This is a genomic window from Alcaligenes sp. GCM10023179 (assembly GCF_042653705.1).
Classification (GTDB): Bacteria; Pseudomonadota; Gammaproteobacteria; order Burkholderiales; family Burkholderiaceae_B; genus Alcaligenes; species Alcaligenes phenolicus.
The window spans coordinates 1,116,928-1,141,966 of the sequence record NZ_JBHSIQ010000001.1; the positions used below are offsets into that span (position 1 = coordinate 1,116,928).

At 55.6% G+C, this 25,039-nt stretch carries 23 protein-coding genes and 1 tRNA gene; 16 read left to right on the forward strand and 8 right to left on the reverse strand.

The window, feature by feature from the left end; genetic code table 11:
* Window positions 1-13: 13 nt before the first annotated feature.
* Together ACFPDR_RS04945 and ACFPDR_RS04950 are read left to right on the forward strand one after the other, a co-directional pair.
* Window positions 14-370, forward strand: coding sequence for a c-type cytochrome (locus ACFPDR_RS04945; RefSeq protein WP_009456766.1), 357 nt, complete (start codon window positions 14-16; stop codon window positions 368-370).
* A gap of 16 nt (window positions 371-386) precedes the next feature.
* Window positions 387-755 (forward strand): c-type cytochrome, encoded by a 369-nt coding sequence (locus ACFPDR_RS04950; RefSeq protein ID WP_026483220.1) that lies wholly within the window; start codon window positions 387-389, stop codon window positions 753-755.
* Window positions 756-769: 14 nt separating this feature from the next.
* On the opposite strand, the gene ACFPDR_RS04955 is transcribed toward ACFPDR_RS04950, so the two are convergent.
* Entirely contained in the window at window positions 770-1,198 is a 429-nt protein-coding gene (locus ACFPDR_RS04955) for a DUF1841 family protein (RefSeq protein WP_009456762.1), read from the reverse strand.
* A 267-nt stretch (window positions 1,199-1,465) separates the two neighbouring features.
* Between ACFPDR_RS04955 and icd the strand changes: the two genes are divergently transcribed.
* From icd to ACFPDR_RS04970, 3 genes are all read left to right on the forward strand, one after another.
* Window positions 1,466-2,722 (forward strand): NADP-dependent isocitrate dehydrogenase, encoded by a 1,257-nt coding sequence (gene icd, locus ACFPDR_RS04960; protein WP_026483219.1) that lies wholly within the window; start codon window positions 1,466-1,468, stop codon window positions 2,720-2,722.
* Between the two features lie 308 nt (window positions 2,723-3,030).
* Complete coding sequence (locus ACFPDR_RS04965; protein WP_035274528.1) at window positions 3,031-4,266, forward strand: acyl-CoA dehydrogenase; 1,236 nt, start codon at window positions 3,031-3,033, stop codon at window positions 4,264-4,266.
* 3 nt (window positions 4,267-4,269) lie between these two features.
* On the forward strand, window positions 4,270-5,604 hold the full coding sequence (locus ACFPDR_RS04970) for a carboxylesterase family protein (protein ID WP_376910726.1): 1,335 nt from the start codon (window positions 4,270-4,272) through the stop codon (window positions 5,602-5,604).
* Window positions 5,605-5,618: 14 nt separating this feature from the next.
* Here the strand turns inward: ACFPDR_RS04970 and ACFPDR_RS04975 are convergent, their stop codons facing one another.
* Together ACFPDR_RS04975 and ACFPDR_RS04980 are read right to left on the reverse strand one after the other, a co-directional pair.
* Window positions 5,619-6,515 (reverse strand): PaaX family transcriptional regulator C-terminal domain-containing protein, encoded by an 897-nt coding sequence (locus ACFPDR_RS04975; RefSeq protein WP_083053247.1) that lies wholly within the window; start codon window positions 6,513-6,515, stop codon window positions 5,619-5,621.
* Window positions 6,516-6,662: 147 nt separating this feature from the next.
* Window positions 6,663-6,968 carry a Dabb family protein gene (locus ACFPDR_RS04980; RefSeq protein WP_376910728.1) on the reverse strand — a complete coding sequence of 102 codons (306 nt, stop codon included), beginning with the start codon at window positions 6,966-6,968 and terminating at the stop codon, window positions 6,663-6,665.
* Between the two features lie 291 nt (window positions 6,969-7,259).
* On the opposite strand from ACFPDR_RS04980, the gene ACFPDR_RS04985 reads away from it, so the two are divergent.
* The 4 genes from ACFPDR_RS04985 (at window position 7,260) to ACFPDR_RS05000 (ending at window position 10,805) form a co-directional block, all read left to right on the forward strand.
* Complete coding sequence (locus tag ACFPDR_RS04985) at window positions 7,260-7,757, forward strand: flavin reductase family protein (protein WP_009456753.1); 498 nt, start codon at window positions 7,260-7,262, stop codon at window positions 7,755-7,757.
* 59 nt (window positions 7,758-7,816) lie between these two features.
* Entirely contained in the window at window positions 7,817-9,148 is a 1,332-nt protein-coding gene (locus ACFPDR_RS04990) for an MFS transporter (RefSeq protein WP_235484276.1), read from the forward strand.
* Between the two features lie 68 nt (window positions 9,149-9,216).
* The gene (locus ACFPDR_RS04995) at window positions 9,217-10,263 is read left to right on the forward strand and encodes a peptidase M29 (protein ID WP_088450567.1); all 1,047 of its coding nucleotides are present in this window, start codon (window positions 9,217-9,219) and stop codon (window positions 10,261-10,263) included.
* Window positions 10,264-10,478: 215 nt separating this feature from the next.
* A complete protein-coding gene (locus ACFPDR_RS05000; protein WP_009456744.1) occupies window positions 10,479-10,805 on the forward strand; it encodes a tetratricopeptide repeat protein in 327 nt (108 codons plus the stop codon).
* Window positions 10,806-11,054: 249 nt separating this feature from the next.
* On the opposite strand, the gene ACFPDR_RS05005 is transcribed toward ACFPDR_RS05000, so the two are convergent.
* The gene (locus ACFPDR_RS05005; RefSeq protein ID WP_376910730.1) at window positions 11,055-11,822 is read right to left on the reverse strand and encodes a Smr/MutS family protein; all 768 of its coding nucleotides are present in this window, start codon (window positions 11,820-11,822) and stop codon (window positions 11,055-11,057) included.
* Window positions 11,809-12,765, reverse strand: coding sequence for a thioredoxin-disulfide reductase (gene trxB / locus ACFPDR_RS05010; RefSeq protein ID WP_009456742.1), 957 nt, complete (start codon window positions 12,763-12,765; stop codon window positions 11,809-11,811). Before trxB ends, ACFPDR_RS05005 begins: the two co-directional genes overlap by 14 nt.
* Before the next feature lie 43 nt (window positions 12,766-12,808).
* On the opposite strand from trxB, the gene ACFPDR_RS05015 reads away from it, so the two are divergent.
* The 4 genes from ACFPDR_RS05015 to serS all read left to right on the forward strand — a co-directional run bounded on the left by ACFPDR_RS05015 (window position 12,809) and on the right by serS (window position 18,725).
* The gene (locus tag ACFPDR_RS05015) at window positions 12,809-15,184 is read left to right on the forward strand and encodes a DNA translocase FtsK (RefSeq protein WP_376910733.1); all 2,376 of its coding nucleotides are present in this window, start codon (window positions 12,809-12,811) and stop codon (window positions 15,182-15,184) included.
* Window positions 15,174-15,800 carry an outer membrane lipoprotein chaperone LolA gene (gene lolA, locus ACFPDR_RS05020; protein WP_060186456.1) on the forward strand — a complete coding sequence of 209 codons (627 nt, stop codon included), beginning with the start codon at window positions 15,174-15,176 and terminating at the stop codon, window positions 15,798-15,800. Before ACFPDR_RS05015 ends, lolA begins: the two co-directional genes overlap by 11 nt.
* Window positions 15,801-15,923: 123 nt before the next feature.
* A complete protein-coding gene (locus ACFPDR_RS05025) occupies window positions 15,924-17,237 on the forward strand; it encodes a replication-associated recombination protein A (protein ID WP_009456739.1) in 1,314 nt (437 codons plus the stop codon).
* 141 nt (window positions 17,238-17,378) lie between these two features.
* Entirely contained in the window at window positions 17,379-18,725 is a 1,347-nt protein-coding gene (serS, locus tag ACFPDR_RS05030) for a serine--tRNA ligase (protein ID WP_371476437.1), read from the forward strand.
* An 80-nt stretch (window positions 18,726-18,805) separates the two neighbouring features.
* On the opposite strand, the gene ACFPDR_RS05035 is transcribed toward serS, so the two are convergent.
* Complete coding sequence (locus ACFPDR_RS05035) at window positions 18,806-19,114, reverse strand: hypothetical protein (protein ID WP_026483206.1); 309 nt, start codon at window positions 19,112-19,114, stop codon at window positions 18,806-18,808.
* Window positions 19,115-19,290: 176 nt separating this feature from the next.
* Window positions 19,291-19,701 carry a hypothetical protein gene (locus ACFPDR_RS05040; protein ID WP_026483205.1) on the reverse strand — a complete coding sequence of 137 codons (411 nt, stop codon included), beginning with the start codon at window positions 19,699-19,701 and terminating at the stop codon, window positions 19,291-19,293.
* Between the two features lie 299 nt (window positions 19,702-20,000).
* Here ACFPDR_RS05040 and ACFPDR_RS05045 point away from each other — a divergent pair.
* From ACFPDR_RS05045 to yaaA, 3 genes are all read left to right on the forward strand, one after another.
* A tRNA-Ser gene (locus tag ACFPDR_RS05045) sits at window positions 20,001-20,090 on the forward strand.
* Between the two features lie 362 nt (window positions 20,091-20,452).
* Entirely contained in the window at window positions 20,453-21,235 is a 783-nt protein-coding gene (locus tag ACFPDR_RS05050) for a 3-hydroxybutyrate dehydrogenase (protein ID WP_088450555.1), read from the forward strand.
* 79 nt (window positions 21,236-21,314) lie between these two features.
* A complete protein-coding gene (yaaA, locus tag ACFPDR_RS05055; RefSeq protein WP_376910735.1) occupies window positions 21,315-22,100 on the forward strand; it encodes a peroxide stress protein YaaA in 786 nt (261 codons plus the stop codon).
* 272 nt (window positions 22,101-22,372) lie between these two features.
* Here the strand turns inward: yaaA and ACFPDR_RS05060 are convergent, their stop codons facing one another.
* Complete coding sequence (locus ACFPDR_RS05060) at window positions 22,373-24,658, reverse strand: FUSC family protein (protein ID WP_115633931.1); 2,286 nt, start codon at window positions 24,656-24,658, stop codon at window positions 22,373-22,375.
* Between the last annotated feature and the right edge of the window lie 381 nt (window positions 24,659-25,039).

The following is a 25,039-nucleotide window of genomic DNA, read 5'->3' on the forward strand; positions in this document are numbered from 1 at the left end:
AAAGCGAATAGCGATGATGAAGTTGCAAATGAAGCGGTATGTCTCTTTCTTTCTTCTGGCCTCAAGCTCCTGTCTGCCCTGGGCAGCCCAGGCGCAGGATTCCGAGCCGATCAAGGCCAATCCCGAGGCGGCGCGCGACAAGATCTCCATGTGTATAGGCTGTCATGGCTTGCCCGGTTACAAGGCCAGCTTTCCCGAGGTCTATCACGTCCCCATGATTGCCGGGCAGGGGGCTGCTTATATAGAAGCAGCGCTCAAGGAGTATGCCAGCGGCGCTCGAACCTTCCCCACCATGCAAGCCATTGCGCTGAGCTTGTCCGAACAGGACATGGCGGATATTGCCGCGTACTACGCGGGCAACAAACCTTGAGGACGGGGAGGCACCTATGAGAAAAACAGTCTTGCTGGTAGCAATGGGGCTGATGGCCGGGGTGGCCGGTCAGGCAATAGCCGCTGAGGATCTGGCCAAGGCCGGCGGGGAAGCCTGGAAGAATCTGAATTGCGCATCCTGTCATGGTGACGATGCGAAAACGCCCTTGAACCCGGAATATCCCATTCTGGCCGGTCAGCATGCCGATTATTTGCGGCAGGCCTTGATGGCTTACAAGCGTGGGCAGGCCGGGGCACCGGCAACGTCCAATATCCGCAAGAATGCCGTTATGGGGGCTATGGCCAATACCATGAGCCAGGCGGATATCGACAGTATCTCCGTATGGCTGTCGCGTCAGCCCGGCCCCTTGAGCAATAGAAAGTAAGGCAGCCTGCGACTTTAGTCGCGCGTGCTGTGGCGCAAAATCAATTCGATATAGCGCTCGTTGTTCAGCGGTGTCCCCAGACGTTGTGCTTCCCAGATCACCTCGCCCAGCGCTTCCATAATGATGTGCGCTGCGGCGTGCTGATCGTGTCGGGTCAATAGGCGCTGATACGCTGCCTTGATGCCCGGAGGCTGGTCAATGGACAGTTGTTCATTGATAGCCAGGTGCATGGACAGATGCAGGAAGGGATTGCTGCGTCCTTGCTCCACGGAATAGTCCTGGTTGACGGCGTCGGCGTTGCGCAAGTCGTCGTGGTATTCAGGGTGCTGTTGCACCAGATCCACCGCCATGGTTTCCAGAGCGGTCAGCAGATGACCACTTTGGTGCTTGTCCCAAGCTTCAATGAAAAATTGGCGAACCTGCTCGCGAGAGGGGTTGAACATGGTGGAATCGAGATAAAAATAGTCAGAAAATGCGAATCTTCGGCGCGTGTTTTGCGTGAAATGGTGGGGGCGCAAGGCCGGCACAAGCTGCAATCGGGGCCGTGTAGAATGGATAAGTTGCCAAGAATGCAAGCATTTTTGGCAAGCTTTGAGTTTACAGGTGCCTGAATACGCGCGAATTAAGTTAAACTCTTATATAAGACTTCGGAAACGCGAAAGCGTTCCGTGTTTAGCTATCCCTAATATTGGAGCACAACTGGAGCATCCATGTCCTATCAGCATATCAAGATCCCCGCGTCGGGGCAGAAAATTACAGTTAACGCGGATTTTTCCCTGAATGTTCCCGATCAACCCATTATTCCTTACATCGAGGGTGATGGTACGGGCGTGGATATTTCGCCAGTCATGATCAAAGTGGTCGACGCTGCTGTTGCCAAGGCTTATGGCGGCAAGCGCAAGATCGAATGGATGGAAGTGTTCGCCGGTGAAAAATCCACCAAGGTGTACGGTTCCGACGTCTGGCTGCCAGAAGAAACTCTGGATGCCGTTAAAGACTACGTCGTGTCCATCAAAGGCCCTCTGACCACTCCCGTAGGCGGCGGCATCCGCTCCCTGAACGTGGCCCTGCGTCAGCAACTGGACCTGTACGTCTGCCTGCGCCCAGTGCGCTACTTCAAGGGTGTTCCTTCGCCTGTGCGTGAGCCAGAAAAGACCGAAATGGTCATTTTCCGCGAGAACTCCGAAGACATTTACGCCGGTATTGAATTTGCTGCCGAGTCCGAAAGCGCCAAGAAGCTGATCGACTTCCTGCAAAACACCCTGGGCGTGAACAAGATTCGCTTCCCCAATACCTCCGGTATCGGTGTCAAGCCTGTTTCCCGCGAAGGTACCGAGCGCCTGGTGCGCAAGGCCATCCAGTACGCCATCGACAACGATCGCTCTTCCGTGACCATCGTTCACAAGGGCAACATCATGAAGTTCACCGAAGGTGGCTTCCGTGATTGGGCTTACGAACTGGCTCAAAAAGAATTTGGCGCTGAATTGATCGACGGCGGCCCATGGTGCAAATTCAAGAATCCCAAGACTGGTCGCGAGATTATCGTCAAGGATTCGATTGCTGACGCCTTCCTGCAACAGATTCTGCTGCGTCCTGCCGAGTACGACGTTATTGCCACACTGAACCTGAACGGCGACTACATCTCCGACGCTCTGGCTGCTCAAGTGGGTGGTATTGGTATCGCCCCCGGTGCCAACCTGTCCGACTCCGTGGCCATGTTCGAAGCTACCCACGGTACTGCTCCCAAGTACGCTGGCAAAGACTACGTGAACCCCGGTTCGCTGATCCTGTCTGCCGAAATGATGCTGCGTCACATGGGCTGGACCGAAGCTGCTGACCTGATCATCTCCAGCATGGAAAAATCCATCACCTCGCGTAAAGTGACTTATGACTTTGCCCGTCTGATGGAAGGCGCGACTCAAGTGTCCTGCTCCGGCTTTGGCGATGTCATGATCGAAAACATGTAATGAATACAGGCTGTTAAAGCCGGTTTTCTGCATGAGAAACCGCCGACCTTCGGGTCGGCGGTTTTTTTTTGTCTCATGCTGGCGCAGGCCATTTTTTCTCTCTTTTTTCTGCTTTGCTTGTGCTCAAAATATTTTTGATCGTTAGTTTTATGCAATTGAAAATAAGCTTGGCGCATGATTTTTACTAGGTGAAAACCCGAATAAACTCAATAAAACAAGCGGGTTTAGCGGTTTCCATGATTATTGATATTGCGATTAACTGACGATAGCTATAAATTTGCCATATCAAATAATTCTAAGGAGCTGTTATGACTATCACAGGAGCTACATTGGTCGCCGAGCGCGAGCGGATCACCGTTACCCAGGCACCATCCCGTCAGGAGACAGAGGAGATTCTGGAGCGCATCCATGAGATCGGCCCGCTGCTACGTGAGTTGGCCCCGCAGGCTGACCGTAATCGCATGTTGTCAGACGAGGCGGTTCAGGCTTTGGAGTCCACCGGGGCCTGGCGCATTTCGGCCTTGAAGCGCTACGGCGGTTATGAGGGTGGGGCGGAGATGCTCTTGCAATGTGCCAGCGCCGTGGGCTATTACGATCCGGCAGCAGCCTGGTGTGTGGTGATCTCTAATGGTTCGGTCATGCTGGCCAACCGCTTTAGCGATGCCATGCTCGATGAGGTGTTTGCAGACGGTCCAATCCGTGCGGCGTCCATTTTTGCCCAACCCCAAGGCACGGCAACGCCGGATGGCGATGGCTGGCGCATTACGGGCAAGTGGCCTTTTGCCTCGAACAGCAATCACTCGGACTGGGCACTGGGGATTTTGTTCATCAAGGAAAACGAGCAGGTCGAGCCCACCGTGGGCTTTGTGCTGATGCGTCGTGATGAGTTTGAAATTCAGGATACCTGGTACACCATCGGTATGCGCGGCTCGGGCTCCAACACCATGGTGGCAGAAAACCTGTGGGTGCCCAAAGAGCGCCTGATTACGTTTCAGCAATTGATGGGTGATGTGCAGGAGCAAGATCCCTTGGCTACATTTGGTCGTCGTTTGACGCCGCACCTGACCATGTCCACCTGCATTCAAGCGCCATCTTTAGGGGCCGCGCAAGCCGCCGTGGATTTCACTACTGGTGTCAGTGGCAAGCGCGGCATTACCTATACCCATTACAAGAAGCAGTCGGATTCGGGGGCGTTTGTGCAGAACCTGGGAACGGCCAGTATTCAGATTGATGGTGCCCGCTTATTGCTGGAACGCGCTGCGGCTCAAATTGATGCTGCTGCCTCTGGCACCGTGCCCATGCCTTTGGAGCTACGTGCTCGTCACCGCGCCGGAATCGGCCATGCCGGACACGAACTGGTGGATGCGGTGAACAATCTGTGCTGGTTACATGGCACGGCCTCTTTTGCGGAAAACAGTTTGCTGGGCCGCATGTGGCGGGATATCAATACAGGTACTCGCCATGCTTCGATTACCGCCCCTATGGGTTATGAGCTACACGGTAACGGCATGACCGGTACGCCTTACATTTCCAACAAGCTCTAAACCATGACGGCGACATTGCTGGTCAATGCTCCCTCGCGACGTTGTCATGCCGATGGCGTAGAGGTGCAGGCCTGGTATGGCCTGCGTTACGCCCAGGGTACGCGTCGTTTTGAAGCGGCGCAGGCGGCGACGGGGCGAGTGGCAGCGACCTCTCTGGATCAGGTGCCCGTATTCCCGCAACGCCCCAGCCGCCTTGCGGCGGTGATGGGCGCAGGCAGTGCCAATCCGCAATCTGAAGATGCTTATTTTCTGAATGTGTGGGCTCCCGCCCAAGCGCAAGGTCTGCCTGTGCTGTTCTTTATCCACGGTGGAGCCTGGATGAGTGGCGGCGCCTCTTTGGATTGGTATGACGGCACCCGCCTGGCAGCGCAGGGCATGGTGGTGGTCAATGTGAGTTACCGTCTGGGTGCCTTGGGGCACCTGGGCGATGCACAGGCTGACGATTTGCCTTTGCCGGCAGCCGACCTGCTCTTGGCACTGCAGTGGATGAAAGATCGTATCCATGCCTTTGGCGGAGACCCGGACAAGATTACCTTGATGGGGCAATCGGCGGGTGGCTGGTATGCGCATTTGCTCAGCGTGCTGGAGTCCACACGAGGCTGGATTGATCGTGTGGCTTTGCTCAGCATGGGAACGCGCACGCCTTGGTCACCCGAGCAACAAAGAAAAACCACAGAGCGCCTGCGACAAAGCCTGGGTGATCAGTGGCTGACGGCGAACGTGGATATCTTGATGCAGCACGGCATGATGGCCTTGGACAAAGAGCCGCCACGTTTGGCTCATGCTCCTTCGGCATTCTTGCCTGTGGCCAGCGCCGGGATGCCGCCCGACTTCTTGAATCCTGACTGGGCGGCACAAGCCTGCCATGCGCAGGCGGTGTATCTGCGTTGTACTGCCCAAGAGTCCTCGGTGTTCTTTTTTGACGTGCCTTTTCATCGGCAGGCGACGCAAGAGCAGGTCGATCAGGCTTTGGGTGTATGGCCTGTGGGAGACTTGCCAGACAGCCTGCTGCGAAATGGGGTGTATCACGGAGCGGGATCGGGTCTGACGCCGTATCAGCAAGTGGTGGCCGCGTCGTCCTGGTTGCAGTTTCAGCGTTTTCCCACGCAGTATGCGGCTAGTCTGAAAGCAGCGGGGCGCTCGGTGGTCTGGAGTGACTTCATGGAACAAAGCCCGCTTGAAGCGGTGTTCAGCGGGCATTGTTTTGATTTGCCTTTCCAGTTTGGCAACTTCCGGGCCTGGCAGGATGCACCCATGATGCAGGGGGTGACGCCGGAGCGGTTTGAGCGCGTCGCCCAGGATTTGATGGGCGACATCGCACGCTTTGCAGGGGCCTGAGTAAAGGAGCAGGTTTACTCCGTGCCGCGGGCCTTCCAGTTTGGAATGGCCTGCTGCACGTGTTGCGAGCTCAAGGGACTAAGCAGTCGATGCAAGTCACCGAACAATTTGCGGGCGGTATTGCCTACCCAGTTGTCTGGCAATAGCTCGGGTGCCAGGCCTGGGTCCAGAAAGGGCAGTCTGCGCCAGCGTGTCACCATAGGCATATAGAGTCGGAAGGCTTCCAAAGGGTCGGCCGTGCCTTGGCGTAAAGCGGTTTGCCACGCCTCAACTTCGTGTTGATACGAGTTCAAGAAGGACTGGTACTCATTGGCCAGCTTGTCCCAATTCCACCAGCGGGAGATTTTTTCCTGAATATCGCTCAGGCCGCTGGGTTCGCAGGTGAACAGCTCAATATAGGGCCAGAGCTGGTGCTCGCGTATGTACTCGACAGCCTCTGCCTGCAAGCGCGCCGGACCTATATACAGGCCCGCATTTACCGTGCCAAACCCCATGCGAGCCAAGCCTGTACGAATCTTGTGACGGTTCTGGCGTTCGCTTTCCGGAACGGAGAAGGAGACCAGCAGCCAGGGGTCCCGAATGTTCATGGAGGGGGAGGAAAAAATCCGCTCGTCACCGGCCTGCATATGCGGCTCCAGTTCGGCCGCCAAGGCATAACCTTTGCCCGAGGCGGCTTGTTGGCTAACTAGTACGCCTTTTTTCTTGAGCCGGGAAATGGCGGAGCGCACGCTGGACGGTTCAGCACCCAGGTCGGCCAGTAGTTGAACCACGCTGGCCACGGGAATGATGACGCCGGTGGGGCGGGCGAACAGACCGTAGAGCGTCAGAATGTAGTGGTGCGGGGCAAGTTGCTCGTGCTCGCCATGGTCTCGGCTAGCGATGAACTCATCAATCGCGACGCTTGCTTTCATTCTGTTTTCCGGTGGTGGGGCTGATTGCTACCCATTTTTGATAGTAGGTTTGTAGCGGGCCATTTTACCGTGCGTGCCCCGGCGGCGCTAGCGTAGCCGCACTGGGGCTGCTTGCGTCCTGTTTGCCAGGGCGCCAGCTTGAGCTTCTTAGGGCAGGCTTTTCTCCAGCACGCTGTCCAGCACGACGATGTCCTGAATGTGCGGGGCGATGGCATCCAGCATGGCCTGGTGAGCATCACTCTGTCTGTAGGCGTCCAGTGCTTCTTGAGTGTGGAATACAGAGAGCAGGGCATGGCTGTAGCGCGCCGAGCTGAGTGACAGGTTCGGCACCCATTCAAAGCGTTCTATGCCGGAGCATTCCTGATGTATGCGGATAAAGGCTTGGTCCAGCTTGGGGGCGAGTTCCGGGCTGACAGGGGTGTGGGGTGCCATCAAAACGATATGTAGATACATGCTGTCCTTGTGGATTCCGAGAGGTTTTAGGCTCATTAATTATTGCAAATAAATAATGACGAAAGATAATACGCAATAATATTCGGTTGAATTGTATAGGCCTATAGCTTTTAAAACGACGAATTTTCATAGGGTTAATACCTAAATTCAACAAAAACCATCCTTGTTTGCCTATTTTGTTATTGCAAATAAATGACGATCGAAACAGAATTTAGGCCAAGCGAGTGTGTTGTCGCAGAGCTCGCCTCATTTTGGGTTTTGGGTCTTTAACGCCTGAGCAGAGTCATCGTCATGAAAGAAAACATAAGTGGGTTGGGAGCCAGGGTGGTGCGCGAAGCCTTCGGACATTTTCCATCCGGGGTAGCGGCCATAGCCGCCGTACTCGATGGCAAGCCGCAAGTCATTGTTGCGTCCAGTTTTTCCGTAGGGGTTTCGCTGGATCCGCCTTTGGCCGCCTTTTTTGTGCAGAAAAGTTCCTCGACCTGGGCGCTGCTGTCTCGCGCCTCGCGTCTGGGGGTGTCAATTTTGAGTGCTGAACATGCGGCTATTTGCCGTCAGCTGGCCGGACCGGACAAGGACAGCCGATTCAGCGATATCGAGGTCGAGCTGACCGAGGAGGGGGCCGTCCATATACAAGGGGCATCAGTCTGGTTTGACTGCAGTGTTTTTCAAGTGCATCCCGCCGGGGACCACGATGCCGTGCAATTGCTTATCCACGATGTGCAGATCGAGCGCGAAATCTCGCCACTGATCTTTCATCGTTCTCGTTTCACGCAGTTGGTGGCCTGAGCCACCGGATCAAAAACAATAAACAAGAAGCATAACTATCACAGTGAAGGGGACATCTCTTGGACGCACATACACCATCTTTGCGCGAGCAGCCCATGACTGCCGCGCAGCGTCGACGCGTTATTTTGGGGGTTGGGGCGGGTAACGCCCTGGAGTGGTACGACTGGACGGCTTATTCGATTTTTGCCGCTTATTTTGCCAAGCAGTTTTTCCATAGTGAGGACCCGCTGGCGGCTTTGCTGGGCACACTGGCGGTATTTGCTGTGGGTTTTTTCATGCGCCCGCTGGGAGGCATCTTTTTTGGCTGGTTGGCCGATCGCAAGGGGCGGCGTTTCACCATGACCCTGTCCATGCTGGTGACAGCCTTGGGCAGTTTGGTGATTGGTATTGCTCCTACGTATGACATGGTGGGGCCGATTGCTGCCTTGTTTTTGTTGATGGGCCGTTTGTTGCAAGGGATTGGCCACGGTGGGGAGGTGGTTTCTTCCTTCACCTATGTCACCGAAATGGCGCCTGCTCATAAACGTGGGCTGTGGTCTTCCTCCGTGTTTGTGTTTGTCACGATCGGGGTATTGGCGGCTGTGTTGCTAAGTGCCTGTCTGACCAGTCTGCTGGGTGAGGATGTTGTTCGGGCCTGGGCATGGCGTGTGCCTTTTGTCTTGGGTGGGGCCTTGGGGGTATATGCGCTGTATCTGCGTAGAAAGCTGGATGAAACCCCAATGTTCAAAGCCCGCCAGGCCGCAGCGCAAGCGGCAGGCAAAACGGCACGCCCGGGCGCACGTGTGTTCTGGTCGGAGGTCTGGAAGTATCGCAGTGCCTGCTTGCGCGTATTTGCCTTGTCGGCCGGCGGCACCGTGCTGTATTACGTCTGGGCCATCATGGCGCCCACCTTTGCCATTACCTCCCTGGGCATGCCTGCCGCCAAAGTGATGTGGGTGGGGGTAGGGGCCAATCTTTTCCTGATTCTGTGCCTGATTTTCTGGGGCGCATTTTCGGATCGTTTTGGTCGCAAGGCGAACTGGTATTTCTTCTCCATCGGTTCAATCATCAGCATCATCCCGCTGACCATGGTGCTGACCGGCGGCCAGGGCGAGATCTGGCGTCTGGTGGTGTTCATGGCGGGCGGCATGCTGTTGATCTCGGCACCCACCGCCATCATGCCGGCCTTTTTCCCCGAGCAGTTTCCGACTCGCATTCGTGCGGTTGCCATGGGCTTGCCCTATTCGGTCGCTGGTGCCCTGACGGGCGGGACCGCTCCCTATTTGCAAGCCTGGCTGCATTCCATCAATCAAAAGCAGGTTTTTGACTGGTACCTGATCGGCCTGTGCGTTCTGGCCCTGTGGGCCACCATTGCCTCGCCCGAGACCAAGGGCAAGGATTTGCACGACTGATGTGTACAGGCGCTGCCCGGCTGAAAGAGCCGTGCAGCGCCTTTTTTGAATTTTCAAGGAGTAGTGAGATGTTGCGTGAGCATATTGAAGGCAAATGGATTGCTGATTTTGTAGAAGTGTTTGGACTATGCAAAGTACAACCCGGCGAAATGGCAGTCGTGCTGTCCGAGACGCAATCGCGCTCCGTGCTGGCCGAGCTGGCTGAGTTGGCCCTGACGCAAATGGGGGCACGGGTTTGCCATGTGAAACTGGTCTCGCCACGTCTGAAAAGCAATATTGCCCTGCGCTCGACCGGGACGTCTTTGGCGCTGGAAGGTATGGGCCCGATTGTCCAGGCTTTGGCAGGCAGCCAGTTCATTGTGGACTGCACCGTAGAAGGGCTGCTGCATTCGCCCGAGCGTGCCGCACTGCTGGCCAAAGGTGCCCGCATCATGATGATTAGCGACGAGCATCCCGAGATTCTGGAACGGGTCAAACCCAGTCCTGATTTGCAAAGCAAGTGCGATATTGGCGGCAAGCTGATTACCGATGCCAGTGTTATGCACATTAGCTCCGAAGCCGGCACGGACCTGACGGTCAGCCTGGCGGGTGTGATCGGGCGCGGCAGTGCCGGGATTGCCGACAAGCCGGGCAGCTTTGGGTATTGGCCTGCTGGCCTGTGCATTTGCTACCCCAGCAATGGCAGTGTGAATGGCACGCTGGTGCTCGATAGCGGGGATGTGAACCTGACCTTCAAGCGCTATCTGGAATCAGCCGTAACCTTGCGCATCGAAAACGATTATGTCGTGGCTATTGAGGGCAAGGGCGTGGATGCCGATTTGATCCGCTCCTATTACGCCAGTTGGAATGACAAGGATGCCTATGCGGTCAGTCATGTGGGCTGGGGCATGGCGCCGGCGGCACGCTGGGACTCCATGGCTATGTATGACAAGCGCGATACCAACGGAACCGAGTTGCGCGCCTTTGCCGGTAACTTCCTTTTCTCTACGGGCGCAAATCCAGCGGCTGGCCGTTTCTCCGATTGCCACTTCGACTACCCAATGCGCAATTGCACGGTTAGCCTGGATGGCCGTGAAGTCGTCAGCAAGGGGGTGTTGCAAGGCGATCTGGCCTAAAGCGCTAGCCAGGGCGGTACTAGCAGGCGAATGGGCCTACAGAGCCCGGCCGGCTGAGGCCGCCCTTTGATATTCCGTGGTACAAAACCAAGCTCAATGGTTTATGGCTAGATGGTTCAATAGTCATCAAGCTGTGCAGGCGTGTCGTTGCTGCTATTTTGTTTTGTGTGAAGGCAGCGCGACCCAGCCTTGCTTTGTTTTCAAGGGTACGGATTATGCGCGAAGGATTGGAGAAGCTACTGGCGGCAGGCAAGGATAATGCCTTGTTGCGCTTTGGTCTGGGCAATGCCTGTATGGGCGAGGGCGATTTGGAAGCGGCTCGCGAACATTTGTCCAAAGCCGTGGAAATGAATCCGCGTTACACCGCAGCCTGGAAGCTGTTGGGCCGGGTGCTGGTGAACCTGGAGCAATTCAAACAGGCCAGGGAAATTCTGGAGCAGGGCTTGGTGATTGCCCAAGAGCAGGGCGACAAGCAGGCTGAGAAAGAAATGCAGGTGTTTTTGAAGCGGGCCGTGAAGGCTTTGGACCAGGCAGCAGAATAAAGACTGCGAATGGGCGACTGATATTTTCTTACCATGCGGGTATCAGTGCATTCCCTAAGTGTGACAGCTTTATAAATGGGGCACAATACGTTTCATGCAGGTGAGGAGACATAGCCCCGCAACGCTGGGCAATAAAGACCGAAATAAAACGGTCACTATTATAAAAGCAATAGGCAGTACAACATAACAACAACAAAAAAAAGGCCAGCGAAAGCTGGCCTTTTTTACGTCTGTACCTAATGGAAAAAATCAAACACCGGGTTCGGACATGGCTTGCAGCACCAGTTTGACGGCACCTTGCCCACCTTCGTTGGGCGCGCATTCCATATAAGCCAGAACGCTGGGCAGCTGGGTTAACCAGCGACGCACGGCATGACGCAAAACGGGTTCGCCATTGCGCGAGCCGTAGCCCGTGCCATGGACAATTCGTACACAGCGCACGCCGTGCTCCAGACAGGAGCGCAGAAAGTTGTCCAGTCGCTCGCGGGCCTGTTCCAGATCCGAGCCATGCAAATCCAGGCTGGACTCAATCGGCCAACGGTTGCGTTCCAGATCGCGCAAGACATCGGTGCCACAGCCAGCACGCAAATGTCGTATATCGTTGCTTTCACCTTGCACGCTGACATATTGGTCAGAGGCCTGGGGCAGGGCTGGCGTACTGGTGGGCGCACCTACCGCGTGGCGACGACGTTGCTCCAACTGTTCCGGGCTAGCCGCAGGACGGCTCATGAGTACGCTTTGACCACGTTTTTTCAAGGGGGCGACGTCCCGCATGGACTGGCGTAGCCAGGCCCTGTCGCTGGGGTCCAATAAGGAAACGAGGTCTTGGGCCGCTGTAGCATTACTGGCAGGAGCCAGTTTGGCTGGCTTGCCACCGGGATCCGGTGGGCGGGGGCGCTTGCGAGCCTGGGGACGGGCGGGGGCCGGGGGCGGATTGAGATCCTGGCGGACCTGACCTTGTAACTTCTTCAGGTCTGCCAGACTACGCCCTACGGCTTTGGGCTTATTTGTTTTCATCCAACCAGCGCTGTGCGTCCAGGGCGGCCATGCAACCGCTGGCTGCACTGGTAATGGCCTGACGATAGATATTGTCTTGCACATCGCCCGCGGCAAAAACGCCAGGAACGGAAGTCATGGTGGCCATGCCTTTCAGACCGCTGCGAGTCGTGATGTAGCCGTCGTGCATCTCCAGCTTGCCTTCAAAGATCCCGGTGTTGGGCTTGTGGCCGATGGCGATAAAGGCACCAGTCACAGCCAGGTCTTCAGTGGCCTGGGTCTGGTTATTGATGATGCGCACACCTGTCACGCCCGAAGCGTCACCCAGCACTTCTTGCAGTTCGCTGTGCAGTTTCAGCTGGATATTGCCATTCTGGACGCGGTCCATCAGCTTGTCGGTCAGGATGGGTTCGGAACGGAAGGTATCGCGACGGTGAATCAAGGTCACGGTCTTGCAAATATTGGACAGGTACAGAGCTTCTTCCACGGCGGTATTGCCACCACCGACCACGACCACGTCCTGGTTCTTGTAGAAGAAACCATCACATGTTGCGCAACCGGACACGCCACGGCCCATGAATTCCTGCTCGGTTGGCAGGCCCAGGTATTGGGCCGAGGCGCCTGTCGCAATAATCAGCGAATCGCAGGTGTAGACTGTGCCACTATCACCATTCAGGGTCAGGGGACGGGTGGACAGATCAACCGAGGACACCATGTCAAAGATTAATTCTGTTTCGAATCGTTCCGCATGAGCCTGGAAACGTGCCATAAGATCAGGTCCCTGGACGCCTTGGGCATCGGCTGGCCAGTTATCTACATCCGTGGTGGTCATCAGTTGGCCACCTTGCTCCATGCCAGTGACCAAGACGGGGTTGAGGTTGGCGCGGGCTGCGTAGATCGCTGCGGTATAGCCGGCCGGGCCTGAGCCCAGAATGAGTACTTTTGCGTGCTTAGTAGTCGACATCACAGAAAATCCGAAAAAGACGATCTCCAATTATAATGAGTCCATGGCAAGAATACCTGCAACATCCCCTCGTTCGTCCCGGTCATCCAAAAATGTGCGTAATGGGCCTTCAGCCCTGCAACAGCGCCTGACAGGACTGCTGCGCGAAGCACGGTGGATTATCTTCGCTGCTCTGGCAGCCTGGCTGGGCCTGGTACTGGCAACCTGGGATCCGGGCGATCCCGGCTGGTCGCATTCCGTGCACTCGGGTCTGACCCAAAACGGCGGGGGCATCTTTGGTGCCCACATCGCCGATTTCCTCTTGTTTCTGTTTGGTCTGACGGCCTGGCTTTGGGTGGTGCTGCTGGTGCAGCGCGTGGCCGTGGGCTTTTACCGTCTGACTGCTTTGCTCTTGCCCAGCACAAAAAACGAGGATGTTCTGCCTCGGGTGCGCTGGGAAATTGGCATAGGCTTTTTCTTTTTGTTTCTGGGCAGCATGGGCCTGGAATCGCTGTTTTTTAAAGACCTGGGCCAGCAATGGCAGCTCCCTGCGGGGGCTGGTGGGCAGTTGGGCCAATTATTATCGCAACTATTAGTAACTTCGATAGGCTTTGGTGGAGCCTCTCTGGTGCTGATGGGCCTGCTCGCCGGTGGGGCCAGTTTGTTTTTCGGTTTTTCCTGGCTGACGTTGGCAGAACGTCTGGGCGGCTTCATCGAAGGGGCGATTCGCCGTGTGATGACTTTGTGGTCGGCCCGTCAGGATCGTCGCGTGGGCGAGGTCAAACGTGCCGAGCGTACGGAAAGCGTGGTCGCCAAGCAGGAGCAACTGGTACACGAACAGCCTGTGCGTATCGAACCTGCTTTTGTGGCTGTGCCCAAATCCGAGCGCGTTGAGAAAGAAAAGCAGCAGACCTTGTTCAAGGCGCCTCGTCAGGCTGGCGAAGCGGGCGATTTGCCTCCGCTGTCCCTGCTGGACGCCGCCTCTGACAATGTAGAAACGGTGTCGCCGGAAACCATTGAGTTCACCTCGCGCCTGATTGAAAAGAAATTGTCGGACTTCGGTGTTGCGGTGACGGTGGTGACCGCCCAGGCGGGGCCGGTCATTACGCGCTACGAGATTGAGCCTGCCACCGGCGTGAAGGGCAGCCAGATCGTGAATCTGGCCAAAGACCTGGCCCGTGCCTTGAGTCTGGTCAGCATACGGGTGGTGGAAACCATTCCCGGAAAAAACCTGATGGGCCTGGAACTGCCCAACCCCCGCCGCCAAATGGTGCGTCTGGAGGAAATCGTAGGCTCGCAAACCTATCACAGCAGCGCTTCCTTGCTGACCATGGCTTTGGGCAAGGATATTGCCGGCAAGCCTGTGGTGGCGGATCTGGCCAAGATGCCTCACTTGCTGGTGGCCGGTACAACCGGCTCCGGTAAGTCCGTGGGGATTAACGCCATGATTCTGTCGCTGCTCTACAAGGCAGACCCGGCAGACGTGCGCCTGATCCTGATCGACCCCAAGATGCTGGAAATGAGTGTCTATGAAGGCATTCCTCATTTGCTGGCGCCGGTGGTCACGGATATGCGTCTGGCGTCCAACGCCTTGAACTGGTGTGTGGCCGAAATGGAAAAACGCTACCGCTTGATGAGCAAGCTGGGCGTGCGCAATCTGGCTGGTTACAACGCCAAGATACGCGAGGCGCAAAAGCGTGAAGAGCCTATCCCCAATCCTTTCTCTTTGACGCCGGACGCTCCCGAGCCGCTGTCTGTTCTGCCCATGATTGTCGTCATTATTGACGAGTTGGCAGACTTGATGATGGTGCAGGGCAAGAAGATCGAAGAGTTGATTGCTCGTTTGGCCCAGAAGGCCCGTGCGGCTGGTATTCACCTGATTTTGGCTACTCAGCGCCCTAGTGTGGACGTAATTACAGGTCTGATCAAAGCGAACATTCCTACCCGTATCGCTTTTCAGGTGTCCTCCAAGATTGACTCGCGCACTATTCTGGATCAGATGGGTGCGGAAACCTTGCTGGGCATGGGCGATATGCTCTATTTGCCGCCCGGTACAGGTTTGCCTAAACGAGTGCACGGCGCTTTTGTCAGCGACGAGGAAGTTCACCGCGTGGTTGAACACTTGAAAGAACACGGCGAACCTGATTACATCGAAGGCCTGCTGGAAGGTGCTGTCGAAGGCGAATCGGGTGAGGGGGGCAACCCCGCTACTGGCATGGTCGATGCTGAAGCGGACCCGCTGTACGACCAGGCTGTTCAAGTCATTATCAAGAATCGTCGCGCTTCGATTTCGTCGGTGCAGCGTCATTTGCGTATCGGTTACAACCGGGCAGCCCGACTGTTGGAACAAATGGAACAAGCCGGTCTGGTATCGGCTATGCAGCCTAACGGTAACCGTGAAATTCTGGTCCCCGCAGGAGGTGCCAAAGATGAAGATTAAGACACTGCTGGTCAGCATGTTGCTGGCCGCTACACCTGCCTTGACCATGGCCGCTTCGGCCAGCGAGCAATTGCGCTCTTTTGTACAAGATGTGCGTGCTGCGAAAGGCGAGTTTTCCCAGCGTACGGTCGATAGCAACGGCCAGTCCAAAGGTGCGCCGCAATCTGGGCAATTCGTGTTTCAGCGTCCCGGTCAGTTCAAATGGCATGTGCAACGCCCTTATGAACAGTTGATCGTGTCTGACGGCAAGCTGCTTTATCAATACGACCCGGATCTGGCCCAGGTCACCGAGCGTGGGGTGGACCAGTCCATCGGCGCTTCGCCTGCTGCGATCTTGTTTGGTACTGGCAATCTGGAAGACTCCTTCCGTCTGGTTGAGCAAGATGCACGGGATGGGCTGGAGTGGATCCGAGCCACGCCTTTGCAAAGCGATGCCGGCTTTTCCTACGTAGACATCGGCTTCAAGGATCGTGAGCCACGTCGTCTGGAGTTACAGGACTCGTTCGGGCAAACCACGTATATCGACTTCACCGGCTTGGAACCGAACCCTCGGATTACCTTGGGTACCTTCACGTTCAAGGCTCCTGCCGGAGTGGATGTCGTCTCCATGCCTTGAGGCACATTCTGTTTTTGTGCAGCTATCATCAGGGTCAGTGTTGGCTGGCTTTGACAAAACAAGTTTTCAATACAGACCTGGTCCTCTTGGCCAGGTCTTGCCATTTTAGGAAGGGCGATCGCCATGCGTGATTTGTTCGCTCAGGAACCCGCCGCACCCTTAGCCGAAGCACTGCGCCCCAAAACCCTGGATCAGGTGGTGGGGCAGTCTCATTTGCTGGGCGAGGGCAAGCCACTACGTTTGGCTTTTCAGTCCGGCAAACCACACTCCATGATTTTCTGGGGGCCTCCCGGCGTGGGTAAAACCACGTTGGCACGTTTGACGGCCAGTGCATTCGAATGCGAGTTCATCGCCTTGTCCGCCGTCTTTTCAGGCGTGAAAGATATCCGAGCCGCCATGGAGCAGGCCCAGCAGAATCTGGCCATGGGCAAGCACACCATCCTGTTTGTGGACGAGATACACCGCTTTAACAAGTCTCAGCAAGACGCGCTGCTCCCTTATGCTGAAAGCGGCTTGGTGACCTTTATTGGTGCCACCACGGAAAACCCGTCCTTCGAGGTTAATTCGGCCTTGCTGTCGCGGGCGCAAGTCTATGTGCTCAAGTCCCTGACGGATGATGAGCTCAAACTCCTGCTACGCCGTGTACAGGAACAAAATGCCCTGGATGGCCTGGAGTTTGAGGATCAAGCCGTCGACACCTTGATCGGTTATGCCGACGGCGATGCCCGACGCTTTTTGAACCTGCTGGAGCAGACCAATACGGCCGCCAAGACTTCCGGCACCGAGCTGGTCACGACAGACTTCCTGCAAAATGCGCTGACCCTGAACTCCCGGCGTTTTGACAAGGGGGGCGACAACTTCTACGACCAGATTTCTGCTTTGCATAAGTCGGTACGTGGTTCCAACCCGGACGCTGCCTTGTATTGGCTGACCCGGATGCTGGACGGCGGAGCAGATGCCCGTTATTTATCGCGCCGTATCATACGTATGGCTTGGGAAGATATCGGTCTGGCCGATCCGCGCGCCATGCAAATTGCCAACGATGCTGCCTTGACCTTCGAGCGCCTGGGTAGCCCCGAAGGAGAACTGGCGCTGGGGCAGGCCGTGATTTATCTGGCGATCGCAGCCAAGAGCAATGCCGGTTATATGGCATACAACCAGGCCCGTGCCTTTGTGAAGCAGGATAAAAGTCGCGAAGTGCCTGTGCATTTACGTAACGCGCCGACCAAGCTGATGAAAGAGCTGGGTCACGGTCATGCGTATCGCTATGCTCATGACGAGCCCAATGCCTACGCGGCGGGTGAGACCTACTTGCCGGACGGCATTCCCGATCCCCACTGGTATCAGCCTGTGCCTCGTGGTCTGGAAATCAAGATTGCTGAAAAAATGGAGCGCCTGCGTCAGCTGGATGAGCAGGCCGGTAAAAAAGACACCTAAGACAGGACAGGCGTTGCCTGACCTGTCACCCCCGTATTTCCCGATACCTCAGTACTGCTTGCGCTGTGCTGCGCTTGTGGTGGCTTGTGGTTAAAATCACCAGATCAATCGGGATTGAACCATCACCTATATGGCTATTAAATGTTAGATCTGAACCAATTACGCAAAGACTTGGAGCCGCTGGTACAGGGCCTGGCGAAACGTGGCGTGCAATTTGACACCGAGCGTTTCCAGCAGCTGGAAGCCCGCCGCAAAGCGGTACAGGTGGAAACGGAAACCTTGCAGGCCGAGCGCAATGCATTGGCCAAACGCATCGGCCAGCTCAAGTCCAAGGGCGAAGACGCCAGCGAAGCATTGGCTCAATCCCAGCAAATTCCGGTGCGCCTGAAGCAGCTGGAGCAGGACTTGTCCCAAGTGCAGGCCGAGCTGTCCTCCTGGTTCGCCACGATTCCTAACCTGCCGCACGAAAGCGTGCCGGTAGGCGAGTCCGAAGAAGACAACGTCGAAGTGCGTCGCTGGGTTCCTGGTCCTAAAGATGATCAGGGCAAGCCTGCGCACATCACTTTCGAACCGCGTGATCACGTGGACCTGGGCGAGCAGTTTGGCCTGGACTTTGAAGCTGCCCGCAAACTGGCAGGCGCTCGCTTCATGGTGTTGCGTGGCCCACTGGCGCGTTTGCACCGTGCTCTGGCTCAGTTCATGCTGGATACCCAGGTGGAAGAGCACGGCTATACCGAGTGCTACACCCCATACATCGTGAACGCGTCCACGCTGTATGGCACCGGCCAATTGCCCAAGTTCAAGGACGATATGTTCTGGGTCACCAAAGGTGGTCAGGACAACGAGCCAGCCGATCCGACCGAATCCAAGCCTGAAGACCTGTACCTGATCTCGACCTCCGAAATCAGCCTGACCGGTACTGTGCGTGACGAGATTCTGGCCGGTGACGATCTGCCTATCCGCCTGACTGCTCACTCGCCTTGTTTCCGTTCGGAAGCCGGTAGCGGTGGCCGAGACACCCGTGGCGTGATCCGTCAGCACCAGTTCGACAAAGTTGAAATGGTGCAGATCGTTCATCCTGAAAAATCCTACGAGGCGCTGGAGTCCATGGTCGGTCATGCCGAGCACGTTCTGCAGGCTCTTGAACTGCCATACCGTGTAGTGCAACTGTGCACTGGCGATATGGGCTTTTCTGCTGCCAAAACCTACGATCTGGAAGTGTGGTTGCCTGCCCAGGACACATTCCGCGAGATCTCCTCGGTGTCGAATTGCGAGGCTTTCCAGGCTCGTCGTCTGCAGGCGCGTTTCCGTGCCGACAGCAAGGCACGTCCGGAGTTTGTGCATACGCTGAACGGCTCTGGCCTGGCCGTAGGCCGCGCCTTGGTGGCTGTGTTGGAAAACCACCAGCAAGAAGATGGCAGCGTGATTGTGCCCAAGGTTCTGCGTCCTTATATGGGCGGACTGGAACGTCTGGTGCCGGCCAAATAAAGTATCTGTCCGAATGGAAAAAGGGCTGATGACCTGTGTGGTCCTCAGCCCTTTTTCATTCATGGTTCCGTAGTGATGGATTAGTCATCATCCCAGTAGCGCTCCTGCTGTTTGCGCCAGCGCTTGTGAGCGCGTCGCTGCTCCTTGCGCCATTCCTTGTTGGAGCGACCATATTCCACGTAGCCGGGACGATAGACGTAACGTGGCGGGTGGTAAACCACTGGGGGTGGGGCGACATAAACCGGGCGTTCCACAACATGAGCGGGTGGGTAGTAGATCGGCCCGTAACCGATACCCGGAATACCGACATTGATATCGACATTTACACCGCCCGCAGAGGCGGCGCTGGTGCTCAAGGCCATTAAACCGGCTAATAGTAGTTTTTTCATAAGCTGCACCTCTAATGACACTAGCTGCAGCGATTGTTGCCTAAAACCTGTAGTCCAAACGTTAGGTAATCCTGGCAAAGCACTTCCAAACGCAACACGGCTCGTATGCGCTATGCCAGGGGTTTACCTTTCTTAACACATGTTTCTCCTTTTTCGGCAGGAGGGCATGAGTGCATCTAGAAGGTATGGCGTTCAACCTGACGATGGCGGACAGGGCGCCGGTTGTAGTTCGCGTGTAGTTGCCGACCGTGCACAGAATCCAGTTGCTTGTTCAAGTGTGGCGCATGGCGTACGTTGCGCTGCGCAGGCTCTGCACGTGGCTTGGAGTTGACTTCCAGAAACCAGAGACAGAGTGCGGCCCAGAAGAATAACGACAGGATATTGACCAGTCCGCCTCTCAAAGAAGCGTAGCCTGTCGCTTCTGAAGCCTGGATACGCAGTAGATCAGACAGAACCGGGATGGAGCCCAAGGTTTCAACTACCAGGCTGCCTGGTATCCGAAAAGCCCAGCGCAGAGTCTGGAGAACCTCATTCAGGCTGTATATGCCGTCGCCGTTGGCGTCGATAATCCATTGGAAGGTTTGCATGACAATTCCTTTTATCAAGTCCAGCAAGCTGCGCCGGAATTACAAGGACTGCCTTGGAGAGGCAGAGCTGCGATGCATCAATGTGTGTTTCCAATATAGGCCTGCGGCTCAGGGTGAACAAGTGAATTAGGCCAAAACAGAGGGTAAACCCTTGATTGAAAAGAGCTCTTTGGTTTGAGTGGCTGGTCTTATCAGGAAACTCCGCTCTTTGACGCAAGTGCTATGTCTCTTTAGTGCTTGTCAAAGAGTGTTCTTTGATCTATATTTATGGGCTTGCTTGTAACCATATAAGCAATCGCGGACAGGTGGCAGAGTGGTCGAATGTACCTGACTCGAAATCAGGCGTACGTGCAAGCGTACCGTGGGTTCGAATCCCACCCTGTCCGCCACCTGGAATTTTGAAAGCCCTTGATTATTCAAGGGCTTTTTTATTTTCTGCTGGTTTGACCATCCTGCTGCTCTCTCAGCATGGTTTATTTGCCGTTTTGTCACATAAGAACGTTAAGGTAAAAGTGTCAGTCGCGGCCGATGTTCGGAAAACTCATCCGCAACATTGTGTATGGCCGACTTTTCCCCGCGCAGGCCGAAGTTCTAGGGGTAATGCGCTAGTACGTGGTCCGATGGTGTTTGGCCTTGTTTTGCAAGCCTTGATGATTGCGGACAAAACGAGCCCATTGCATTTCCCGGCAGTGCAGGCCGGCGAGTACACTTGGGGTTTCAGTTCCCTGTTGTCCATACTCACGAGGTATCTATGCTGAAAGGTAAAAAAGCGGTCGTAACAGGATCGACCAGTGGTATCGGTCTGGCCATGGCCACCGAGTTGGCGAAAGCCGGTGCAGATGTGGTGATCAATGGTTTTGGTCAGCCTGAAGATATCGAGCGCGAGCGCAGCACGCTGGAGTCCAAGTTTGGTGTCAAAGCCTATTATCTGAATGCTGATTTGAGCGACGCACAGGCCACGCGTGACTTTATTGTCAAGGCGGCAGAGGCCTTGGGTGGTTTGGATATTCTGGTCAATAATGCTGGTATTCAGTACACCGCGCCTATCGAAGAGTTCCCTGTCGACAAATGGAACGCCATCATTGCCTTGAACCTGTCAGCCGTCTTCCACGGCACCGCGGCTGCCTTGCCCATCATGCAAAAGCAGGGTTGGGGGCGGATTATCAATATCGCCTCGGCACATGGTCTGGTGGCATCGGTAAATAAATCGGCTTATGTGGCTGCCAAGCATGGTGTCGTGGGTCTGACCAAAGTGACCGCACTGGAAAATGCTGGCAAGGGTATTACCTGCAACGCAATCTGCCCGGGCTGGGTACGCACTCCCTTGGTGGAAAAGCAGATCGAAGCTATCAGCCAGCAAAAAGGGATTGATATTGAAGCTGCCGCACGAGAGCTGCTGGCTGAGAAACAACCTTCCCTGCAGTTTGTGACTCCTGAGCAATTGGGCGGTGCTGCTGTGTTCCTGTCGTCTGCCGCCGCAGACCAAATGACGGGTACGACGCTAAGTCTGGATGGTGGCTGGACGGCTCGCTAATTGCTGTCAAAGCGTGTTTTGTAGATGGCAGATAAAGGGCATGGCCCTTTATCTGTTTGGATAGAAAGGATATAGGCGCATGTTGTTATTGCTCTCGCCAGCGAAAAAGCTGGATTACGATTCCCCTGTACGCACGCAGCTGGAAACTCAGCCTCTGTTTGTGGAGCAGGCGCAAGGCTTGATTGATATTTTGCGCACTCAGTCCGAAGAGGATATTGCCGACTTGATGAAGCTGAGCGACGACCTGGCGCGCTTGAATGTCCAGCGTTACCGGGAGTGGGAGCCCAAGTTTGACCGCTCCAATGCCCGTCAGGCCATTCTGGCTTTTAATGGTGATGTGTATGAGGGCATGGCTGCAACGGATTTGTCGGACAAGGAGCTGAAGTGGGCGCAGGACCACATTGTGATTCTTAGCGGTTTGTACGGTGCTTTGCGTCCTTTGGATTTGATGCGTCCTTACCGTCTGGAAATGGGCACTCGCTTGAAGAATCCCGAAGGTGCCAATTTGTACGCTTACTGGGGCAGCCGGATTGCCAATTATTTGAACGAGCGTCAGGAAGGCGAAGCCAAGCCCGTTGTCTTGAACTTGGCCTCCGAAGAGTATTTCAAGGCGGTCGATCAAAAAGCCTTGCGTGCCCGTGTGGTTCAGTGCGTTTTCCAGGACGAGAAAAACGGTGTCTGGAAGATTATCAGTTTCTACGCCAAGAAAGCCCGTGGTTTGATGGCCCGCTTTGTCATCGACAAGCGTGTGCAAACAGTGGAAGGCTTGAAGGCGTTTGATCGCGAGGGGTATGTATTCCAGCCTGAGCTCTCCAGCGAGGACAAGCTGGTGTTCCGTCGCTCCGAGCAGGATGCCAAGGCTTGATAAGTAGTTAGCGTTGTTGCTTGCGCCGTAAGAACAGCTCTTTAGCTGATCTGCGGTCTTGCAGGTAAAAAAGAAAGGCAAGGCCATGTATTTGCGCCTTGCCTTTTTATTTTTGGTCCTGCGAACTGAGGAGGGCTTGGCACCCTATGCTCTTTTGCTTTGTGCTTTGTGCTTTGTGCTTTGTGCTTTGTGCTTTGTGCTTTGTGCTTTGAGTTCTTGTTTATTTGGTCCCGACAACGAGCTCCACATGTATACGGGACATGGCATGGCCATCAGGCCCCTTGCTGCTTCAGTTCCTGCTTGCGCTCAGGCGGCAGTTGCGGGCCAGCGCTGTATTCCAGGCCTCTCATATCTTGACGTATCAGTTGGGCGGCCTTGACCATCTGACGGATAGGGTAGGCCAGCATGGCCAGCTCACCGTCGGTTTCGATGGAAGCAGGCGGGTCGGCATCCTGGTCGTTAATCAGTGCGCCAATGGCATCCAGGGAGTTCTGGATGCCTGGCGGAATCTGACTCAAATTAGCCAGAAGCGGGGCAGCGGCGCTGATCTGCGAGGCCAGTACGTGGTTCTGAATCAGCAGGTTATTCAGCAGGGATACATTGGCTTGTCGGCTAACTGGTTCATCCATCATGCGATAAAAGGCCGAGGCAAAGTTGCTGAAGGCAATGTGTACGTTCTTGTTTGCCACTTGCCAGGCGGTGTCGGCTTCCATCAAGTCCAGATCCACCTGGTTTTTCTGAGCCTCTGTCATGGTGGGTTCGCCTTCCTGACCGCTTTTAAGGATCTGGTTATGCAGGCGGCTCAAGCGAGCGAATTCCAGCCCTGCACGCCAGAACTCTTTGTTGGCGGCCAAGGCTGCTCGGGCCAGGCCTGTCATGGCGCTGGATTCCCAGTTGGGGAGCAAGTAACTGGCGGCCATGGCAATACCGCAACCAATCAGCGTATCCACCAGACGTTCTCCAATAATGAAGGAGCCGCCTGTGGACAGGAATTGGAAGGACAAAATCACAAAGATTGTGTTGAACAGGGCCGATAGCAGGAAGTTCAGCTGAACCAGGCTGTTACCCAGCAGGTAGGCCAGCAACATGGCGATCAGATACAGCTCGCGGTTGTCCGTTAGCTTCAGGAGCAGGAAGGCCGCCCCGCAGCCCAGTACCGTGCCAAAAAGGCGCCAGCCATTGCGTTGGCGCGTGATGGCAAAGCCTGGCTTCATAATGACCAGAATCGTCAGGATGATCCAGTAACTGTGTGCTGTCAGGGCGCTGACCAGGCCCAGTTCGCTTTGGAAATGGGCGCTGAGTGCGCCAACTCCCAGGGCCACCATGGACGCAATGCTGACTCGTGCCGCATAGCGGAAGTGCGAGGACTTCAGCTTCATATTGCTGCTGAGCATGCCCAAACGCAGTTCTTCACGCGAGAGCATGCGGCTTAGCGATTTATTCAGGTACTGATCGACTGGCAGGTTCTGGCTGGCACGATGTGACAGGCTTGCCATGCTGTCCACAATACGGTTCAGGTTACGCAGTCGGCGCAAGACCTGGACTAGCAGGGCGTAGGTTTCCGGGTCTGTTTGCGACATGCCCTGGCGTTTGTACTTCTCCAGCTCGTATTCCATGGCGCGGATTTCCGCTTTGACGCTGGAGCGACGGGTGGTGCGAGCGCTTCGTGAAACATTCATGGCAATGCGGCCAATATCCAACGAAAGCTTGTGCAAGCCATCACGCGCAAAAACCATGAAATCGCTGTCGGAAAGCTGACGGCGCAGGACGGTGTAGTCGGTATAGGTCGCGACCAGCGAGTCCAGAATGCTGACCATATTCAAGAAGATTGTCAGCAGTGCCTTGCGGTGGTGATCGCCTCGTCCATAACCGCGCGGCAGTTCACGTAGCACCACATCGCGGGCGGCCTGGTGCTTTTCGGTCATATTGGATTGAAGATTGATCAGCCGTCTATAGCAGGCGTCCAGATCCGAGGTGGAGTCATAGAATTGCGAGCGCGCTTCCATGTATTCAGCCGTGGCAAACAGGGCTACCGCCAGTGTCTGGCGCTCTTCCCGATACCAGAACAAGCGTCGGAACAGGGTGCTGAACAAGTAATAGGACAGACCACCGGCAAAGGAATACAGCGTGTGCGCCAATACCTCGTGAGGCTGCATGGGAAAGCGCATCGTCAAGGTCATCAGCAGCAGGGCGGCAAAGCCGATCAGCCCGCCGCGACGACCAAAGACGGAGAACATGCTGTACAGAAAGCACAGAAACGGTACGCACAGGACCAGCAGCAGGGGAGAGCTGGAGGCCAGACCTGTCAGGCCAACGGTGACCGTGCCCAGCGCAATACCGCCCAGCATTTCATTGTTGCGATAGCGGCGTGGGCCGCCGGGTTGGTCAATGATGGCAACGCAGGTGGCACCCATGGACGCAATGACGCCAATGTCATAGTGACCAAAGAAGCGGCCCAAAATAATGACCGGCAACAGCACACCGATGGACTGGCGCAGTCCGCCGAAAAAATAGTGGCTATACAGGAATTGTTTTAATTGTGGGATGGGCGATGCCATAAAATACCCGGACAGCTCGTCATAGGTAGACAGTATATCGTTTTACGTATGCAAGCTTTAAGCCTGTTTTTTTGCACTTTACCAACAATCACAGTTGCTCGCTTTGTGCAGTCAAGGTAAAGTAACCAGGTGTTTTTGCTCCTTATCCGAGCAAATTGTAGCGAGGCACTGTTAACCGGGCCATCCGCCCGGTTTTTTGCGCCTAAAAACTTTGTTGCTGGCCGCGTCACAAGCGTGGGATGCCAGGACTTCCGTTTCAAGCTAACGCATACGTTTTTGTATGCACGCACTGGGTGTCGAAGAGTGCAGGCCGGACGGTAATGTGTCTGGGTGGTGTGGTCCTGTGGGCCATGAAGCGCCAGATCATGTTGCTGACATCGG

Bases quoted from the DNA above. Each gene is read 5' to 3' on its own strand.
- ACFPDR_RS04965 (WP_035274528.1), top strand. From the start codon at position 3,031: ATGACTATCACAGGAGCTACATTGGTCGCCGAGCGCGAGCGGATCACC.
- serS (WP_371476437.1), top strand. From the start codon at position 17,379: ATGTTAGATCTGAACCAATTACGCAAAGACTTGGAGCCGCTGGTACAG.
- ACFPDR_RS04950 (WP_026483220.1), top strand. From the start codon at position 387: ATGAGAAAAACAGTCTTGCTGGTAGCAATGGGGCTGATGGCCGGGGTG.
- ACFPDR_RS05035 (WP_026483206.1), bottom strand. From the start codon at position 19,114: ATGAAAAAACTACTATTAGCCGGTTTAATGGCCTTGAGCACCAGCGCC.
- icd (WP_026483219.1), top strand. From the start codon at position 1,466: ATGTCCTATCAGCATATCAAGATCCCCGCGTCGGGGCAGAAAATTACA.
- ACFPDR_RS04955 (WP_009456762.1), bottom strand. From the start codon at position 1,198: ATGTTCAACCCCTCTCGCGAGCAGGTTCGCCAATTTTTCATTGAAGCT.
- ACFPDR_RS05040 (WP_026483205.1), bottom strand. From the start codon at position 19,701: ATGCAAACCTTCCAATGGATTATCGACGCCAACGGCGACGGCATATAC.
- ACFPDR_RS05000 (WP_009456744.1), top strand. From the start codon at position 10,479: ATGCGCGAAGGATTGGAGAAGCTACTGGCGGCAGGCAAGGATAATGCC.
- ACFPDR_RS04970 (WP_376910726.1), top strand. From the start codon at position 4,270: ATGACGGCGACATTGCTGGTCAATGCTCCCTCGCGACGTTGTCATGCC.
- trxB (WP_009456742.1), bottom strand. From the start codon at position 12,765: ATGTCGACTACTAAGCACGCAAAAGTACTCATTCTGGGCTCAGGCCCG.
- ACFPDR_RS04975 (WP_083053247.1), bottom strand. From the start codon at position 6,515: ATGAAAGCAAGCGTCGCGATTGATGAGTTCATCGCTAGCCGAGACCAT.
- ACFPDR_RS05015 (WP_376910733.1), top strand. From the start codon at position 12,809: ATGGCAAGAATACCTGCAACATCCCCTCGTTCGTCCCGGTCATCCAAA.
- ACFPDR_RS05060 (WP_115633931.1), bottom strand. From the start codon at position 24,658: ATGGCATCGCCCATCCCACAATTAAAACAATTCCTGTATAGCCACTAT.
- ACFPDR_RS05025 (WP_009456739.1), top strand. From the start codon at position 15,924: ATGCGTGATTTGTTCGCTCAGGAACCCGCCGCACCCTTAGCCGAAGCA.
- ACFPDR_RS05050 (WP_088450555.1), top strand. From the start codon at position 20,453: ATGCTGAAAGGTAAAAAAGCGGTCGTAACAGGATCGACCAGTGGTATC.
- ACFPDR_RS04985 (WP_009456753.1), top strand. From the start codon at position 7,260: ATGAAAGAAAACATAAGTGGGTTGGGAGCCAGGGTGGTGCGCGAAGCC.
- ACFPDR_RS04980 (WP_376910728.1), bottom strand. From the start codon at position 6,968: ATGTATCTACATATCGTTTTGATGGCACCCCACACCCCTGTCAGCCCG.
- ACFPDR_RS04995 (WP_088450567.1), top strand. From the start codon at position 9,217: ATGTTGCGTGAGCATATTGAAGGCAAATGGATTGCTGATTTTGTAGAA.
- lolA (WP_060186456.1), top strand. From the start codon at position 15,174: ATGAAGATTAAGACACTGCTGGTCAGCATGTTGCTGGCCGCTACACCT.
- yaaA (WP_376910735.1), top strand. From the start codon at position 21,315: ATGTTGTTATTGCTCTCGCCAGCGAAAAAGCTGGATTACGATTCCCCT.
- ACFPDR_RS05005 (WP_376910730.1), bottom strand. From the start codon at position 11,822: ATGAAAACAAATAAGCCCAAAGCCGTAGGGCGTAGTCTGGCAGACCTG.
- ACFPDR_RS04945 (WP_009456766.1), top strand. From the start codon at position 14: ATGATGAAGTTGCAAATGAAGCGGTATGTCTCTTTCTTTCTTCTGGCC.